Genomic DNA, 16,327 nt, shown 5'->3' on the forward strand with positions numbered 1-16,327 from the left:
CTTCACATGTCGTACGTCGTTCTGGTGTTGTTCGTCGCGTCCGTGCTCGTCGGTGTCGGCGCGCTGGGCGCGATGCTGAAGAAGAAGGAGCCGTTCTACGGCGTGGTCGGTCTCGTGACCATCTGCGTCCCGAGTTCGCTTCTGGCGTTCCTCTACATGGCCGTGGCCTGATCAGCGGACTGGCCGAGCTGGGCGATTCCCCGCGCCACGCCCAGCTCGACCAGGTCCTGCGGCCGCAACCGCAACTCCTCCGCCGTCTGCCGCGCCCGCGCGGGGTCCCGTTTGAGGATCGCGTTCGCCAGCTCCGGTGAGATGACCGCGAAGTAGCCGTCCGGCGTCACCCACATCCGGTCCGGTGCGGCGAACGCCAGCGCGCCACCGGAGCCGCCCTCGCCGATCACCAGCGTCGTCACCGGCACGTGCGCGGCCGCGACCGCGGTGAACATGTCGGCGATCGCGGCGCCCACTCCCGCCTTCTCTGCGGCCGCGTCGTTGGCCGCGCCCGGTGTGTCCACGAGCGTCAGCACCGGGATCCCCAGCCGGTCCGCCAGCCGGACGAGACGGGCCGCCGTGCGGAACCCGGCGGGCCGGGTCGCCGTGCCGCACTGCGCCGCGTAGGCGACGGTCCGCCCGTCGCGGTGCCCGAACCCGCACAGCACACCGGGGTCGACGCCGCCGCAGCGGTCGCCGTTGACCGGCTCGTGCCAGTCGAAGTAGGCCGCGAGGTACTCCTTGGCGCGCGGCCGGCCCAGCGTGCGGGCGCGCACCACCGCGTCCCAGCCGGTCTTCGGCAACGTCGCCTGGCCCAGCGCCGCCGGCACGGGGGCGGGGCCGCCGGTGGCCGTGGTGAGCAGCCGCAGCCAGCGCTCCAGCCGCTCGCGCAGCTCCTCGGGAGGCACGAGCTGGTCGACCAGACCGGCCGCGAACTGCTGCGTCACCGAGTACCCCGGCGGCCGCACCCGTGAGCCGGCGAACCCGACCTGCGCGCCGCGCAGTCCCAGCACGACGTCCGCACCCGCGCCGAGCGTGGCCCAGCCGCCCCCGGTCGTGGGATCGCGCAGCACGGCGACGTGCGGCAGCCCGGCCTCGCGGGTCAGCGTGAGCTGCCGGGCGATCCGGGGCAGCTGCATCAACGCGAGCGTGCCCTCCTGCATGCGGCTACCGCCGGTCGCGACCAGCGACACCACCGGCAGGCGGCGTTCGCGGGCGTGCGTGAAGGCCTGCTCGACGCGGGCGCCGGTGTGGGTTCCCAGCGAGCCGCCGAGGAACCCGAACTCGAACGCCACCACCGCGGTCGTGACGCCGCCGATCTCCGCGACCCCGCAGACGACGGACTCGCGTTCGCCGGTCGAGGCGGCCGCCCGCGCGAGCTGGTCGCCGTACCCCGGCCAGCCGAGCGGTCCGTCACCGGCGAGGGGACCCAGCTCGTCCGGCAGCTCCTCGAACGCCGACGCCAGCCGGCCGATCAGCTCACGGGCGGACTCACGCCCGCAGGGCACGCTTCATCACCTTGCCCATGTCGTTGCGCGGCAACGACTCCACGAACCGCACCACCCGAGGCCGCTTGTGCGGGGTGAGCAGCCGCGCCACGTGCCCGGCGAGCTCGTCCGGGGACGGCTCGGCCCCGGCGGGCACGACCCAGGCGACGATCCGCTCGCCCAGGTCGTCGTCGGGCTCGCCGGTCACCGCCACCTCCTTCACGCCGGGGTGCTCCAGCAGGGCGTTCTCGATCTCGCCCGCGCCGATCTTGTAGCCGCCGCTCTTGATGATGTCCGTCGCCTTGCGCCCGACGATGCGGAAGTAGCCGTCCTCGTCGCGCGTGCCCACGTCGCCGGTGCGGAACCATCCGTCCGCGAACGCCTCGGTGGTGGCGTCGGGCCGGTTGAGGTACTCGGTGAACAGGTTCGGTCCCCGCACCTGGATCTCGCCGATCGCGCCGACGTCGTCCAGCGCCAGCCCGGCTTCGTCGACCAGCCGCACCTCGACACCGGGCAGCGGCACGCCGACCACGCCCGGCCTGCGGTCGCCGTCCGCGCGGACGCTGGTGTTCATCAGCGTCTCGGTCATCCCGTACCGCTCGACCACGCGCTGGCCGGTCGCGGCGGTGATCCGCTCGTGGTCGCGCACCGGCAACGCCGCCGAGCCCGACACCAGCAGCCGCGCCCCGCTCAACGCGTTGGCGAGCTTCACGTCGCCTCCCACCTCCTCCGCGATGCGGTGGTACATCGTGGGAACGCCGAACATCATCGTGCCGTCGTCGTCCAGGGCCCGGACGACCGCGTCGGTGGAGAACTTGCCGAGGTGGTGCACCGTGCCGCCCCGCCGCAACGGGCCCAGCACGCCGAGGATCAGGCCGTGCACGTGGAACAACGGCAACGCGTGCACCAGCACGTCCTCCGGGGTCCACTCCCACGCATCCGCGACCGCGTCCAAAGTGGACACGATCGCGCGGCGCGGCAGCACGACGCCCTTGGGTGCACCGGTGGTGCCCGAGGTGTAGACGATCAACGCCGGGGCCTCGCCACCGGGATCGGCGAACGGCTCGAAGGCACCGCCGTCGAGCGTGACGTCGCGGCGCGGCACCGAATCCAGTCCGGCGGGAAGCGGTGTGCCGGGAGCCGCGAGCACCTGCACGGGCGCGCTGTCCGCCACGATGTGCGCGAGCTCGCGTTCGCCGACCTTCGGGTTGAGCGGCACGGCGGGCACCCCGGCGAGCAGGGCCGCGACCACCGCGACACACGTCTCGATCGTCGGGGTCGCCCAGATCGCCACCCGAGGCAGGCCGGACAGCTGCCGCGCCAGTGTTCCGGCGCACGCGGCGAGCTCGGTGTGGGTGAGGGTGCGGTCGCCGAAGCGGAGGGCGACGCGGTCGGACTGCAAGGCGAACATCAGGGTCACCAGATTCCCGGGACGACGAGGGCGAGCCAGACCAGCGGCGGCGCCGCCGCGACCATGATCCCGCCGTAGACCATCAGTTGCTTGAAGAACTTGTCACGGTCGACGTCCTGCGCGCCGGCCAGCACCAGGGCGCCGTTGGTGGAGAACGGGCTCACGTCGACCACGGTCGCCGACACCGCCAGGGCCGCGATCAGGCCGATCGCGCTGACCTCGCCCTGCAGCAGGAACGGCACGGCCAGTGGGATCAGCGCGCCCATGATGCCGACGGACGAGGCGAACGCCGACACGATCGCGCCGATGTAGCAGATCAGCAGGGCGGCGAGCAGGGGAGCGCCGACACCGGCGACCGAGTCGCCCGCCCACTTGATCGTGCCCATCGTCTGCAGCACGGCGACGTAGGTGAGGATGCCGCAGATCAGCAGCACCGTCGGCCAGGTGATCTGGGTGATCGCCTCCTTGGAGGTGTCCGGCCACACCACGCTGAGCAGCACGGCCACCGTGATCGCGGCGAGGCCGACGTCGAGGTCGAACACCAGCGCGGCGATCACGAGGGCCGCCAGGCCGAGGAGGGTCGCGATGCGGGGCGCGGTCAGGGCGACGCGCTCTTCCGCCACGTCGGTCACGTCGCGGGTGTCGTCGTCACCGACTCCACCGCCGAGAGCGTCGTCGCCACCACCACCGGTGCGGGCCAGCGCGGGTGCTTCCAGCGGTTGCCTGGCGAGCTTCATGCCGCCCAGCACCACGAACACCACGGCGGCGATCAGCAGGTTCACCACGAGGCTGGCCAGGAACAGCACGACCTCGTTGCCCGGCAGGCCTTCCTTGGCCACGATGCCGTTGACGATCGTGCCGTAGATGCTGATGGGGGAGAACCCGCCGGCCTGCGCGCCGTGCACGACCATGACGCCCATCAGCAGCGGGCTGATCCGGTACTTGGCCGCGAAGCCCATCGCGATCGGCGCCACGATGGCGACCGCGGCGGGGCTCACCGCGCCGATCGCCGTCAGCACGCCGGTGATCGCGAACATCACCCACGGCATCAGCGCGATCCGTCCGCCGACCAGCCGGATCGCCATGTGCACCAGCCAGTCCGTGGTGCCGTTGGCGCGGGCGATGGCGAACAGGAACGTCACCCCGACGAGCACGACGAACAAGGAGCCGGGGAAGCCCTTGAAGATGTCGTCGGTCTTCATGTCCGCCACCAGCGTGCCGACCCCGAAGGCCGCGGCGAAGGCGAGCGCACCCATGTTGATCGACCTGGTCGTGGCTAGGACGAACACCACGACCAGCACGAGTATCGAGATCAGTTCGGCGGACATGCAGGGCTCCCGTCGTTGGGACTGTCCGGGTGGGTTGGCCTGAGCCGGCTCAGTGGCCAAGTGGTTCAGCCACTTTCCGCCCACGGTCCAGCCGCTGTCAAGAGGTGGCCTAGTGGCTGAGCCACTTGACCGGTTATCCTGGGACGATGTCCGAGGCACTGAGGCCGATGGTGAAGTCCCGCCTGTACGAGCAGGTGCTCGAACGCCTGCGCGCGCACGTGACCGAGGCCGGGCTGAGCGCGGGGGACAGGTTGCCCGCCGAACGCGACCTCGCCGCGAGCCTCGGGGTCAGCCGCGCGTCGGTCAAGCAGGCGATCGTGGTGCTCGAGGTCCAGGGCCTGGTCGAGGCAAGGCACGGCGGAGGCACGTACCTGGTGCGCGACACCCTCGACGTCGAACCGGTCGAGCAGCTCGTCGAACGCCGCAAACGCCTCCCCGAGGTGCTGGAGGCCCGCGAAGCGCTGGAGACCAAGCTCGCCGAACTGGCCGCCGAACGCCGCACCGACGCCGAGCTGGAGACGATCCGCGAGGCGCTGGACTTCATGCGCGACGAGATCGACGGCGGTGACAACGGGGTGGAAGGGGATCGCCGCTTCCACGCCGCCGTCACCGCCGCCGCCCACAGCTCGCTGCTCGCCGAGTTCATGAAGACCATCGCCGAGCAGATCACCGAGAGCCGCACCGAGTCGCTGCGCCAGCCGGGGCGCCCGTCCCGGTCACTGGCGCAGCACACGGCGATCTACGAGGCCATCGCCGCGGGGGACGCGAAGAAGGCCGCCGCGGCGATGCGCAAGCACGTCCGCACCGTCGCGAAGGTCAGGCTGCTCACCTGGGTGCCCGAAGACTGACCACCGCCGGCGAGTTGCGCGCCTGCACGACGTGGCTGGACCCGTCCGCCTTGTGCACGACGAACTTCCAGTCCCGCTTGGACACCTTGCCGGACAGCAGGACGACCGTGTCGCCGTGCTGGACGATCCGGGTGCGCCCGCCGTCCTCGTACAGCGTGAACTCGCCCTTGGCGCCGGCCGTCACGTGCACGGTCAGCGGGCCGGCCGGGTTCTGCACGTCGTTGGACACGTTCTCCGACCGTTCCACCAGCATGCCGCCCGCGCGCATGAACACCGGCATGGTGTCCAGGCCCGCGCTGACGGTCGCCCAGGTGTTGCCCTGGTAGACCTGTCCGGTGAAGTAGTCGGTCCACTGCCCCGGCGGGAACCAGACGCGCGTCGAACCGGAGTCGCCGGGCGTCGTGATCGGCGCGACCAGCACGTCCGGCCCGAGCAGGAACTGGCTGTCCACGGTGGAGTAGGCCTCCGGACTGCCCGGGTACTCGAGCCACGCCGGCCGCTGGATCGGCACGCCGGTCCGGTTCGCCTGCTCCGCCAGCGAGTAGATGTACGGCACGAGCCTTTCGCGCAGGTTCAGGAACTTCGTCGCCGACGCCTGAGCGACCGCCCCGTACTGCCACGGCAGGCGGTCGCCGTGGTTGCTGTGCAGCCGCGTGATGGGCTGGAACGCGCCCAGCTGCACCCACCGGGCGTACATGTCGTCCGGCATCTTGGTGGTGTAGCGGACCTGGCCGTTGTCGAGGTAGGTCTCCGAGCCGCGCAGCCCGGTGGTGTCGTTGTGGCCGCCGATGTCGTGGCTGATGTTGGACATCCCCGTCGACACGCCCTCGGCCGAGGTGTAGCCGATGGTCGCCTTCAGCGTGCCCCACGTCGACGACGTGTCGCCGGTGAAGTGCAGGGTCGAGCGCTTCTCCGCCCACGGACCGGTCGGCAACGGCCCGGAGCCGCTGTACCCACCGGCCTGCAACGATCCGAAGCCGCGCGAGAACGCGAACGAGCCGATCTTCGCGTACTGCTCGTTGATCCACGAGTCGGGCGTGACGCCGCGCAGCGACGAACCCGAGCCGTCGCAACACCAGTCGAGCCACCAGAAGTCGGTCGGCATCTTCCGGTGCAGCTCCAGGTACGCGCGCAGCTGGTCGGGGTCGCCCCAGTCGAACACGTAGCAGTTCGTGCAGGAACCCTTGGCCAGCTTGCCCTTCGCGGTGGCCTGCGCCTGGGCGAAGTCCGGGTCGTCGCCCTGGATGCTGGGGTGGATGTTGAGCGTGCTGTGCAGGCCTTCACCGTGCGCCCAGTCGAGGAAGCCCTGCGGGTCCGGGAACTTCGCCTGGTCCATGCGCCAGCCGTTCCACAGGTTGTGCCCCTTGAAGTCGGTGTCGACCACGAGCACGTCCAGCGGTACGCCGTGCTGCCGGAACGCCGGCAGGATCCGGTCGCGGTAGTCGGCGGCCGTCCGGTCGATGTACTCCGAGTACCAGACGCCGTAAGCCCAGCGCGGCAACAACTTCGGCCCGCCGGTCAGCGCGGTGAGATCACCGAGCGCCGTCTTGTGGTTCTGGCCGTAGCCGAACACGTAGCCGTCCTGGTACGGCTGCGCGCCCCGGTCCGCGCGCGGAGTTCCGTTGCGCAGAGCGGAAGTCGTGTCGTCCAGCAGGTACCAGCCGTCGCGGTACATCAGACCGGGCGTCAGCTGAGGATCACCGCTGTTGCCGGTGTAGCCGTCGAGCGAACGCCGGTAGCCGCCGAGCGGCAGGTGCTGGACGGAGCTGTTGATCCCGACGGTGTCGAGGTTGACGTGGCACCCCGTGTCCGGGCACGTGACGGTGAGGTCGGAAGTGCCCGCGGGCAACGACACCTGCGCCGTCGCGGTGGACCACGTGCCCCAGTTCGCCGTGACGGGCAGCGTGACCGCCTGACCGTTGAGCAGCACGGTCCGAGGCTCGTGCTTGCCGTCGCCACCGACACCGTTGGCGTAGCGCAGCACCACGGGGTACGTGCCCGCCGCCGGAACGCTGGTCACGCGCTGGCTCAGCCGCGTGCCCCCGACGAGTTCGGCGACGAACCCGGTGCCCGCGAACCCGGCGTGCTCGACCGCGACCTTGGCCGAACCGCTCAGCACGCCGTTCTCGGCCTCGCAGCTGGTGCCGAACCGGCAGTCGTCCACCGCTCGCACGCCGGGATAGGCCTGGTCACCGCTGAGCAGGGCGAGGCTGTCAACGTTGACGTTGCCCGAGTCGGCGGCACCGCGCGTCAGGGAGACACGGTGTTCGCCCGCGGACAGGTCGACGTCCGTGGACACCTGCTGCCAGGCACCCCAGTCGGCGGTCGCGGGCAGCGTGACCTGACGAGGAGCCTGCCCGTCGACGGACAGCCCGAGCGTGCGGCTCTCGTGCTTGCCGTCACCACCGCGCCCGTTCGCGTACTTCACGACCAGCCGGTGCCTGCCCGCGCTGGCAGCACGCACCGTCGCCGTGATCCCGTTGTTGAGGTAGGAGAACCCGGCCACGAACCCGGCACCGGAGTGCCCGGCGTGGTCGGCCGCGACCAGCAGGCCTTCCCGTTGCTGGTCCTCGGCCTCGCAGAGCTGCCCGGTCGCACAGACCACCCGCCGCCACGGGGACGCGGTCGTGCCGGCCGTCTTCAGCTCGAAGTTGTCCGCGCGGAACGGTCCGGACCCCACGCGGTACCGCAGCGTCATGGCCGACGTGGTGATGGTCAGCCAGCCGTCCTGCACGCGCGAGGTGTAGGCCGTGCGGGGGAAAGTGCGGTTTACAACGTTGTAAGTGCCCTGGTCTTCGAAGCGGCGGTCCCCGGCGAATTCGGAACGGACCAGGGTGGGGGAGAGGATCTGGAACCTGGCCTGCCCGGAGACCACCGTGCCGTTGGGCTGGGCGGTCGCGGGTGCGGGGAGGACCAGGCTCAGGAGGGCTAGCAGAGGGACGATCGTCGTGCGTTTCCGCATTCGTGCTCCTCGTCTGACGCCGTCGGCTTCCGAGGTGTTCAGGGACCTGAACCTTCCTCACCTTGGCCTGACGATGTGGAGCGATCAAGAGCCCATTCAGCGCACGACGCGATACGTCACATGCGTGCCGCGACGTACGGCGACCCGCCCGATCCACCGGGCATGGCCGCCGTACTGGCCGCGTTGAAACGCTCGTTCAGCGCTTGAGCGTGAAGGTGAAGTCGCCGGAGACCTTGCCGGTCAGCCGGATCGCCGACACGGCCTTCCCATCGGTGATCAGCCGTTCGACCTCACCGCGCGTCAGACCGCACGCGTCCGCGATCAGCCGCACCGGCCGGACCGGGATCCGTGCTGTGAACCGCACCGACACGTCGGCCACCTCCTGGTCGAGGTGATCGGACCCGCCGGTGTCGAGCCGCCACGCGCCCTCCCAGTCGAGGGAGACGTGGTTGCGGCGCTGCAGAACGGTGTCCTGCAGCAGTTCCGCGACCAGTGACGGGTCGTTGGCGTGCAGCCGGTCCAGCAGTGCGGGCCGGACCGCGCGGACGTGGGTCCGCTCGAAGATCGTGAGCTTGGCCGTGTCCCCGCAGCCCGTGCAGAGCACGAGGAGCCAGGCGTCGAGGACCTTGTGGTTGGCGTTGACGCGGAACTTGCCGCTCGCCCGGAAGCGGTCGGCGGCGCACACGTGGCAACGACGGCGGACTTGAGGAAGGCAGGTGGGCACGACGGCCCAGGTGATGAGCACAGGAGTACACCGTTCGGTGAAAAATCCGCAGCAAAGGGAGCACGGCGCTCAAAGAGCGTCGCGCAACGAGAACCAAGTGCTTGGGAGAATTCACACGGTGTACAACGGCACGTCCTTGCCCCTGGGGATCAGTCCGGCAGGAACGTAGCGGCCTGAGGTCGCACCGTTCCACTCAATTTCGGCAGGGTCGCGGAACCGAGGGCGCTTTCCAACTGCTCCCACCGCGTCACGAGGTCCGAGAGCATCAGCATCATCACTTCTGGGAACGCGCAGAGGAAACTCTGATAGCGGTAGTGGTCGAGGTAGAACGCCACGACGTCGTCGGTCAGCGCCGTCGCCGAGGTGGTGCGGGCGTTGAAGAACATGTCGTAGTGGCCGAGCAGCGCGCCCCGGCCGAGCACCGACCGTTCGTAGATCCCGCCGAAGTCGATCTCGACCTGACCGGACGCGACCAGGAACACGCCGTGCGCCGCGTCGTCCTCGTGGAACAGCGTGTCGCCCGCCGTGTAGGGGATCTCGTCGAACATGGAGGCGAGCGTCTCCAGTTCGGAGTCGGCGAGCGCGCCGAACAACCGCACCCCGTGGGGGTCGACGCTGCACCGCAGGCACGCCACCCGCTCGGTCAGTTCGCGCTCGGTGATGTGGTTCATCCGCATCCGCACGAACCGCAGCATCCGGTCGGTGTTGCGTGACTGGGCGCGGGACTTGCCCGCGCTGGGCGAGGTGTAGAGGTGAGAGTTGCCGCTGATGCGCGCGGCCTCGCGGCGGCCTGACTCGTAGGCGCTGTGCACGCAGCCCCAGTGGTACGGGTTCGTGCCCTCGCCGGCGAAGAACAGCCTGTCGCCGACCGGTTCCGCGAGTGTCGCGATGTCCTTCGAGGACGAGTCGACGCCGATGCAGGTGTACGACCCCAGCGCGTACGGGTCGGAGGACCACGTCGTGCGCGAGATGCCGGAGGGAGCGGGCGCGTCCGCACCGAAGAGGTCCTGGACGACCTCCGTCGCGTACGCCGAGACCTCTTCTGAGGACCACGTCTCCATCGCACGGCCGAGTGACGCGCCGAGCAGCATCACCAGAACCGGTTTGCCGTGCGACTTCCACATGCTGATGACGACGGTGGGATAGCGGTCCGTGTCGCGGCAGAGGTAGCCGAACACGTACTGGTCGCGCGGCCAGAACGGTTCGTCGTAGTGCAGCGCGATCTTGTTGAGCGTGCCGAACCCGAGCCGGGCGATCGCCGACCGCTTGGCCTCGGGCAGCGGCGGCACGAACTCGACCGCGGCGGCCTTCAACACCCCCAGCGGCACCGTGACGAGCACCTTGTCGGCCTCGAACGGGCCCTGGTCCGTGCTGACGCGGCCGTCCTCGACGCGCGTGACCACGTGGCCCAGCCGGATGTCCAGTCCGTCGGCCAGAGCGTCCACAACGGACTGATAGCCCTGGTGCAACGTGCTGTCGCCATAGCCGTAGACGAGGTAGCCGTCTTCCCAGTGCTTCAACGAGAGCTTGTCCGGGTCTTCCGCCGCGTCCTCGCGCAGGATCACGTTCAGGTGGTACCGCACGGCCTGTTCGTCCTCCGGGGACAGACCGCGTTCGGCCAGGACCTGGCGCATGGCCTCGCCGAGCGGAACGTCCGGATGGTCTTCCTTGCGCGCCACGGCGGCGCGGCGTTCCAGCTCGTGCAGGACCTCGTCGGCCAGTTCGAGGGTGCGGCTCTTGTAGCGGTGGTTCACCGCCCGCCGGTCCGCGCCGAACAGGTCGAGGCTGTCGAACCCGCCGGTGTAGGCGCTGTCCCCGCCCACGTAGCTGTACGGGATTCCCAGGTCCTCCACCAGTTCGGTGATCGGGTTGCCGTCCGTGCCGTGGATCCAGTGCGCGCCCAGGTCGACCCCGTGCTCGTCGGTCCAGATCCGGCCGCCGACCCGGTCGCGGGCCTCCAGCACCGTCACGGGATGGCCCAGCTCGCGCAGCGCGCGTGCCGCCGCCAGGCCGGCGATCCCCGCACCCACCACCAGGACGCTCGGTCTCGCGTCCTCACCACCACCAGATACCGAGGGCATCGCTCGATTGTCGGGCGGCCATGCGTGTCGCGACATTCCCGGATCGTGTGGTCGTACTGGGCCGTACGGGTTGTCCGCGCCGTCCCCGGTTCTCGCCACCAAGACCCTCACCTGCGCCGCGCAGCCGGGCGAACCGGGACTACCAGGTAGTGACTTGATCTACAACCGCCGGTATAACTTGTTCTCATGCGCCCACAGTGAGGAAGATCACATGACCCACACAATGACGTGTGACAACGGTTTCAAGGGTCCTTCGCGACGTTCGTTCATTACTGGAACAGGTTCTATTCTGGGAGCTGTCGCGCTCGGTGGCGTCACGCCGGTGGCACAGGCGGCGGCTTCGATCGCGGACGCGGCGGTGGTCCCCGCCCTGGTAATCGGCACCGGGTACGGCGGCAGCGTGGCGGCACTGCGTCTCGCCCAGGCCGGCGTCGACGTCCACATGGTCGAGATGGGCATGGCGTGGGACACCCCCGGCGCGGACGGGAAGATCTTCGCCAACACCACCACGCCGGACCAGCGGTCGTTCTGGCTGCGCACCAAGACGAAGCAGCCGCTCAGCAACTTCCTGGGCTTCCCGATCGACAAGGCGATCCCGCGCTACACCGGCATCCTCGACGCCGAGGACTTCGCCGGCATCACCGTCTACCAGGGACGCGGCGTCGGCGGCGGCTCGCTCGTCAACGGCGGCATGGCCGTGACGCCGAAACGCGAGCACTTCGGCGACGTGTTGCCGACGGTGAACCCCGACGAGATGTACGGCACCTACTACCCCCGCGCCAACGCTGAGCTCGGGGTCAACATGATCCGGCCGGCCTGGTTCGACACGACCGAGGCCTACCAGTACGCGCGGGTCGGCCGGAAGCACGCCCAACGGTCGAACTTCCCGTACGTCTTCGTGCCCACCGTGTACGACTGGAACTACATGGAGCAGGAGGCGGCGGGAACGGCGCCGAAGTCGGCGCTGGTCGGAGAGATCCTCTACGGCAACAACTACGGCAAGAAGTCCTTGCAGAAGACCTACCTCAGCAAGGTCAGGGCGACCGGGCGCGTCACCATCTCGCCGCTGCACCGGGTCGTGAACGTCGTGCCCGCGACGGGCGGCTACAAGGTCACCATCGAGCAGCTCAACACCAACGGCGACCCCATCGCGGTCAAGGAGGTGACCGCGGCGAAGGTGTTCTTCGCGGCGGGCAGCGTCGGCACGAGCAAGCTCCTGGTCAAGCTCAAGGCCACGGGCGCGCTGCCGAACCTGAACGGCGAGGTCGGCAAGGGCTGGGGCGACAACGGCAACGTCATGTGCGGCCGCGCGAACCACATGTGGGACCCGACCGGCAAGCTGCAGTCGTCCATCCCGACCCTGGGCATCGACAACTGGGCCGCGGGCGGTGCCTTCGCCGAGGTGGCACCGCTGCCGACCGGCATCGAGACCTACGCGTCGTTCTACCTGTCGATCACGAAGACCCCGAACCGCGCCCAGTTCACCTGGAACGCCGCCGCGGGCAAGGTCGACCTGAACTGGCAGACGGCGTGGAAGAGCGTCTCGATCACCGCGGCGAAGACCATCTTCGACAAGATCAACTCAAAGGAGGGGACGATCTACCGGACCGACCTCTTCGGCGTCTACAAGATCTGGGGCGACCACCTGACGTACCACCCGCTGGGCGGCGCGGTCCTGAACAAGGCGACCGACAACTACGGGCGCCTGCACGGCTATCCGGGCCTTTACGTGATGGACGGGTCGCTGATTCCCGGCACCACCGTGGTGAACCCGTTCGTCACGATCACGGCGCTCGCCGAGAGGAACATCGAGAAGATCATCGCCACCGACCTCTGAGTCCGGGATGGACCTCAGAACTTCGGTAGCACGCAGATGGCGTCGAGGCCGAACACCCGGTTCAACCTGCCGAAGACGAGCCAGGCCCCGACGCTCATCGTGAGTTCGACGATCTCCACCTGGCTGTAGTGCGCGGTCATGCGAGACCAGAACTCGTCGTCGAGACCGTGGTGATCCAGTGCGTACCGCTCGGCGTACTCCGCGGCCAGCCTCGCCCGGTCGTCGAAGGCGTCGGTGGTGCGCCACTGGGTCACCGCGTCGATGAAGTCGTCCTCGACCTTCTCGCCGTCGCGTTCGGTCCGCCATTCGAGGCAGAACATGCAGCCGTTGATCTGCGCGATCCGCAGCCGCGCCGCCTCGAACTCGCGCAGCCCCAGCGTGGTGTGCTGGTACACGGCCAGCGAGAGGTTCGCGGCGGCCATGCCGATGCCCGGCACGAGCTCGCCCCACACGTATCCGATGGGGTCCTTGCCCTCGGGGATGTCGATGTTCACGACCTGCTCCTTCCGAGCTTGCCGGCCGCGGGCCGCAGCGGGACGTCGAGCGCGTCGTAGAGTCCCGGTTCGGCCTCGGCGAGCCAGTCGATGGCGTTCACGATGCGGCCGACGGCGGTCGCGTTGCCCCCCGCGGAACGGTTCTCGCCCTCGTCGGCGGACTCGACCGAGACCTCGATGCGCGGCCGGCCCTCGATGATCACCTTGTGCGTGCCGTCGCCGGACGGGGGCATCGGCCAGTCCGTCGCGCACGAGTTGTGGATGCGCGTCACGTGCTCGATGACGATGAGCGGTTCGCCCTCCACGATGCCCTGCACCTCGAACCGGATCGCGCCCTGCGTGCCCTTCTCGAACTCGCCCATGGTCCGCGTCGTCACCGTCTCGTCCAGCGCGCGCCGGTCGACGGTCTCGCGGATCTCGTCGAGCTCGACCCCGAACGCCCTGGCCATCAACCGGATCTGCCCGCCCCACACCATGGTCGGCACCGTCGGCATCAGCATCGGCGCCTGGTAGTCGAGCGGCTGCCCGAATCCGATCAGCCACCGCACCGCGTCGGGCTGGTCGTAGGTGGAGTAGTCGAAGATCTCCTGGCAGCGCACGGCGTCGATGGTGTGGCCGAGCCCGCTGACCAGCAGCGGCAGGATGTCGTTGCCCCAGCCGGGATCGACGCCGGAGACGAACAGCGACCCGCCGCCCTCCTTGATCGCGGCTAGAACCGGTTCTCGAAGTTCGGGCGGCGCGCTGCGCGGGTCGTACAGCGCGTACAGCGACGGGGTGACGACCACCGCGCCCGCGCGGATCGCCTTGGTGATGTCGGCCAGCGCGTCGTCCGGCCGGACGTCACCGGACGCGGCGTACACCACGGCACGCGGACTCGTGGCGAGCACGGCGTCGATGTCGTTCGTGGCCGTGACTCCGAGCTCCTGCTCGATCCCGGCGAGATCGCCGGCGTCGCGGCCGGCCTTCTCGGGGTTGTGGACGACCACGGCCGTCAGCTTCAGCGCCGGATGGGCATCGACGGCGCGAATGGCGGCACGGCCGACGTTGCCGGTGCCCCACACCACTGTGGCGATCATGTGGTGCAGATTACCTAGAACACGTTCTAGTTGTACAGCGCCCATCCGGCGAGAAGCGGCGGCTCGATCAGGTGTGGAGCTTCACACTCGACAGCTGCCCCGCAGGCCAGGCCGTGTTCCCGGTGAACGTGAGCCGGACGTACCGGACCTGGGTGCCGGGCAGCGTGGCCGTGACCGAGTTGCCTGTGTCGGGGTCGAAGACGTACCCGGCCGGCCCGGCGAGCGGGCTGAAGGTCTGGCCGTTCGCCCTGCCCTCGATCGTCACGGTCTGGGTGCGCCGGCCCCAGGCGGGGTTCGGTGGGAGCGCGAGCACGGCCCCGCGCACGGCGTGCGCCGCACCGAGGTCGACCTGGATCCACTGCGGGAAGGCGTTGTTCGCGCTCTCCCAGTAGGAGTGCGGATCGCTGTCGACGGCGAACCCGCTGCCGTAGTGCTGGGTCTGCGAGCTCTGGGTGGTCGGGCGCCCGGCGGCCAGGTCGGTGTCCGGGGTGGGCGGACCGCCGATCCACGGCTGGGTGGGCCTGACGGCGGTGAGGGCGATCTCACCCTTGAGCATCCTGCCGCCGTCGCCGGTCAGCCTCATGTAGTAGTCGGCGGAGCACCGGGTGCCGTCCTCGTCCAGTGCGAGGTAGCCGGACCCGACCGGCACGTCGGCCAGTGTCTCGGCGGTCTTGCAGATCTGGTTGCCCTCGTTGAACTCGTCGAACATCGAGATGTAGATGGCTTGTGCGCCAAGGCGGACCATGTTGTAGAACTGCCGCCACATGAAGTCGCCGTGCAACCGTTGCCGCGAACCTACGTCACCCGGCAGCACGCAGGGCTGGTAGTCGATCCCGCGCGCGTCGCACTCGGCCTGGTCCGGCACGTTCACGTTGACGTGGAAGCGATCGGTGTCCGCCGGGGTGCCGATCCGGCCGACCATCCACGGCGAGATCATGTCGAACGACCGGTAGACGCCGCCGAAGCCCTTCCGCGAGTCCTCGACCTCCAGCCGCCAGTGGGTCGGGACGCCGCCGATCACGTAGCAGCCGCGCGCCTTGAACCAGTCGACGACGTCCTGGCAGGCCTCCGGCCCGAAAGGCCGGCCGGGGTCGTTGAACCCGAAGCCCCAGATGCACACGACGGGTTTGCCGTTCTGCCGGGCGTAGGCGGCGGAGGCCGTGCAGGCGGACATCTTGCCCAGCCAGTCGGCCTTGATCTCCGACTGCATGTTCGTCCAGTTCGTGACGTCGTACATGATGTAGAACTTCCGCCCGGTGGCCTCAGCGGCCGGCCGGACGTGCGCGGTCACGGCGTCGCGGATCGGGCCCTCGCCGCCGGTCGGGTCGAACCGTTGCAGGGCGGCCGTGTCGATGTTGTTGTCGCGCATCCACTGGAAGTGCACGTCGACGGTCTGCCGGTCGTAGTGGGAGAAGAGCGTGGCGGGCCGGCCGTCGCCGAGGCCGGCGAACGCGGTCGGGTACGTGCGCGCGTAGTCGCGGACGTCCGGCCACGCGACGATGGAACTGGTGGGCGGTGCGGGCGGCCGGCTCCAGTCGTCGTTCCAGTGCCACCAGCCGTCGATGGGGGAGTTGTCCCCGCGGCAGGCGAACCAGCCCTGGTACCCGACGGTGATCTTGCCGACGACGTCGCCGGGTGGGCTTGCCGCGTGCGCCGGGGCGGGCAGGAGCCCCAGGGCGGGAGCGGCGAGCGCGGTGCTGAGCAGTGTTCGGCGTGACAGGGACATCGCGAACTCCTTTGTCGGCGATTCGACTCCAGAGTGCAAGGTGTCAACAGGATCACGCAAGAATTTGACGAACCGGAACTTCGGCCGTGAGACAGGGCGGGTTCGGACGCGATTCAGCGGTTCGAGTGGGGGAAGCGGCCGTCCGTGCTGCCCAGAGCCACCAGTTCGGTGTACTGCTCCTGCCACGACCGCTCGGTCGCGAGCAGGTCGGCGAGCCGCTGCACCCACGCCTCGTCGACCGTTCGCGCGGCACCCGCAGCCAGGTGGCGGGCGGTCTCCTCGCGTGCTTTGAGCCATTCGGACAGCGTGGGCGCGAGCGCCGGTCCACCTTCGTCTTCGGGCATGGAACGACGATACGCGGC

General features: G+C 69.6%; 13 protein-coding genes. 3 read left to right on the forward strand and 10 right to left on the reverse strand.

From position 1 onward, the window contains the following. Positions 1-6: 6 nt before the first annotated feature. Positions 7-171, forward strand: coding sequence for a hypothetical protein (locus LX88_RS19840; protein ID WP_258949271.1), 165 nt, complete (start codon positions 7-9; stop codon positions 169-171). Here the strand turns inward: LX88_RS19840 and LX88_RS19845 are convergent. Genes LX88_RS19845 through LX88_RS19855 form a run of 3 tightly spaced genes read right to left on the reverse strand, consistent with a single transcriptional unit; the run spans position 153 to position 4,217 of the window. Then, complete coding sequence (locus tag LX88_RS19845; protein ID WP_258949272.1) at positions 153-1,499, reverse strand: carboxyl transferase domain-containing protein; 1,347 nt, start codon at positions 1,497-1,499, stop codon at positions 153-155. The two genes, LX88_RS19840 and LX88_RS19845, sit on opposite strands and share 19 nt — an antisense overlap. Next, entirely contained in the window at positions 1,483-2,889 is a 1,407-nt protein-coding gene (locus LX88_RS19850) for an acyl-CoA synthetase (protein WP_258949273.1), read from the reverse strand. The genes LX88_RS19845 and LX88_RS19850 overlap by 17 nt, the downstream gene beginning before the upstream one ends. A 5-nt stretch (positions 2,890-2,894) precedes the next feature. Then, positions 2,895-4,217, reverse strand: coding sequence for an SLC13 family permease (locus LX88_RS19855; protein WP_258949274.1), 1,323 nt, complete (start codon positions 4,215-4,217; stop codon positions 2,895-2,897). Between the two features lie 146 nt (positions 4,218-4,363). On the opposite strand from LX88_RS19855, the gene LX88_RS19860 reads away from it, so the two are divergent. Next, complete coding sequence (locus tag LX88_RS19860; protein WP_090073731.1) at positions 4,364-5,065, forward strand: FadR/GntR family transcriptional regulator; 702 nt, start codon at positions 4,364-4,366, stop codon at positions 5,063-5,065. Here LX88_RS19860 and LX88_RS19865 read toward each other — a convergent pair. From LX88_RS19865 to LX88_RS19875, 3 genes are all read right to left on the reverse strand, one after another. Next, positions 5,043-8,027, reverse strand: coding sequence for a TIM-barrel domain-containing protein (locus tag LX88_RS19865; RefSeq protein WP_258949275.1), 2,985 nt, complete (start codon positions 8,025-8,027; stop codon positions 5,043-5,045). The genes LX88_RS19860 and LX88_RS19865 overlap by 23 nt on opposite strands. A gap of 196 nt (positions 8,028-8,223) precedes the next feature. Beyond that, positions 8,224-8,772 carry a DUF1062 domain-containing protein gene (locus LX88_RS19870; protein ID WP_258949276.1) on the reverse strand — a complete coding sequence of 183 codons (549 nt, stop codon included), beginning with the start codon at positions 8,770-8,772 and terminating at the stop codon, positions 8,224-8,226. Positions 8,773-8,900: 128 nt separating this feature from the next. Further along, positions 8,901-10,832 carry an FAD-dependent oxidoreductase gene (locus LX88_RS19875; RefSeq protein ID WP_258949277.1) on the reverse strand — a complete coding sequence of 644 codons (1,932 nt, stop codon included), beginning with the start codon at positions 10,830-10,832 and terminating at the stop codon, positions 8,901-8,903. A gap of 322 nt (positions 10,833-11,154) precedes the next feature. Here LX88_RS19875 and LX88_RS19880 point away from each other — a divergent pair, with 322 nt between their 5' ends. Beyond that, positions 11,155-12,669 (forward strand): GMC oxidoreductase, encoded by a 1,515-nt coding sequence (locus LX88_RS19880; protein ID WP_504928586.1) that lies wholly within the window; start codon positions 11,155-11,157, stop codon positions 12,667-12,669. Positions 12,670-12,683: 14 nt separating this feature from the next. On the opposite strand, the gene LX88_RS19885 is transcribed toward LX88_RS19880, so the two are convergent. From LX88_RS19885 to LX88_RS19900, 4 genes are all read right to left on the reverse strand, one after another. Beyond that, a complete protein-coding gene (locus LX88_RS19885) occupies positions 12,684-13,163 on the reverse strand; it encodes a carboxymuconolactone decarboxylase family protein (protein ID WP_030479802.1) in 480 nt (159 codons plus the stop codon). Further along, a complete protein-coding gene (locus LX88_RS19890; protein WP_258949278.1) occupies positions 13,160-14,239 on the reverse strand; it encodes an NAD(P)H-dependent amine dehydrogenase family protein in 1,080 nt (359 codons plus the stop codon). Before LX88_RS19890 ends, LX88_RS19885 begins: the two co-directional genes overlap by 4 nt. 67 nt (positions 14,240-14,306) lie before the next feature. Continuing rightward, the gene (locus tag LX88_RS19895) at positions 14,307-15,965 is read right to left on the reverse strand and encodes a glycoside hydrolase family 99 protein (RefSeq protein WP_258949279.1); all 1,659 of its coding nucleotides are present in this window, start codon (positions 15,963-15,965) and stop codon (positions 14,307-14,309) included. Positions 15,966-16,078: 113 nt separating this feature from the next. Further along, a complete protein-coding gene (locus LX88_RS19900; protein WP_258949280.1) occupies positions 16,079-16,309 on the reverse strand; it encodes a hypothetical protein in 231 nt (76 codons plus the stop codon). Positions 16,310-16,327 lie beyond the last annotated feature (18 nt).

The organism is Lentzea californiensis, from assembly GCF_024648825.1.
GTDB classification, from domain to species: domain Bacteria; phylum Actinomycetota; class Actinomycetes; order Mycobacteriales; family Pseudonocardiaceae; genus Lentzea; species Lentzea californiensis.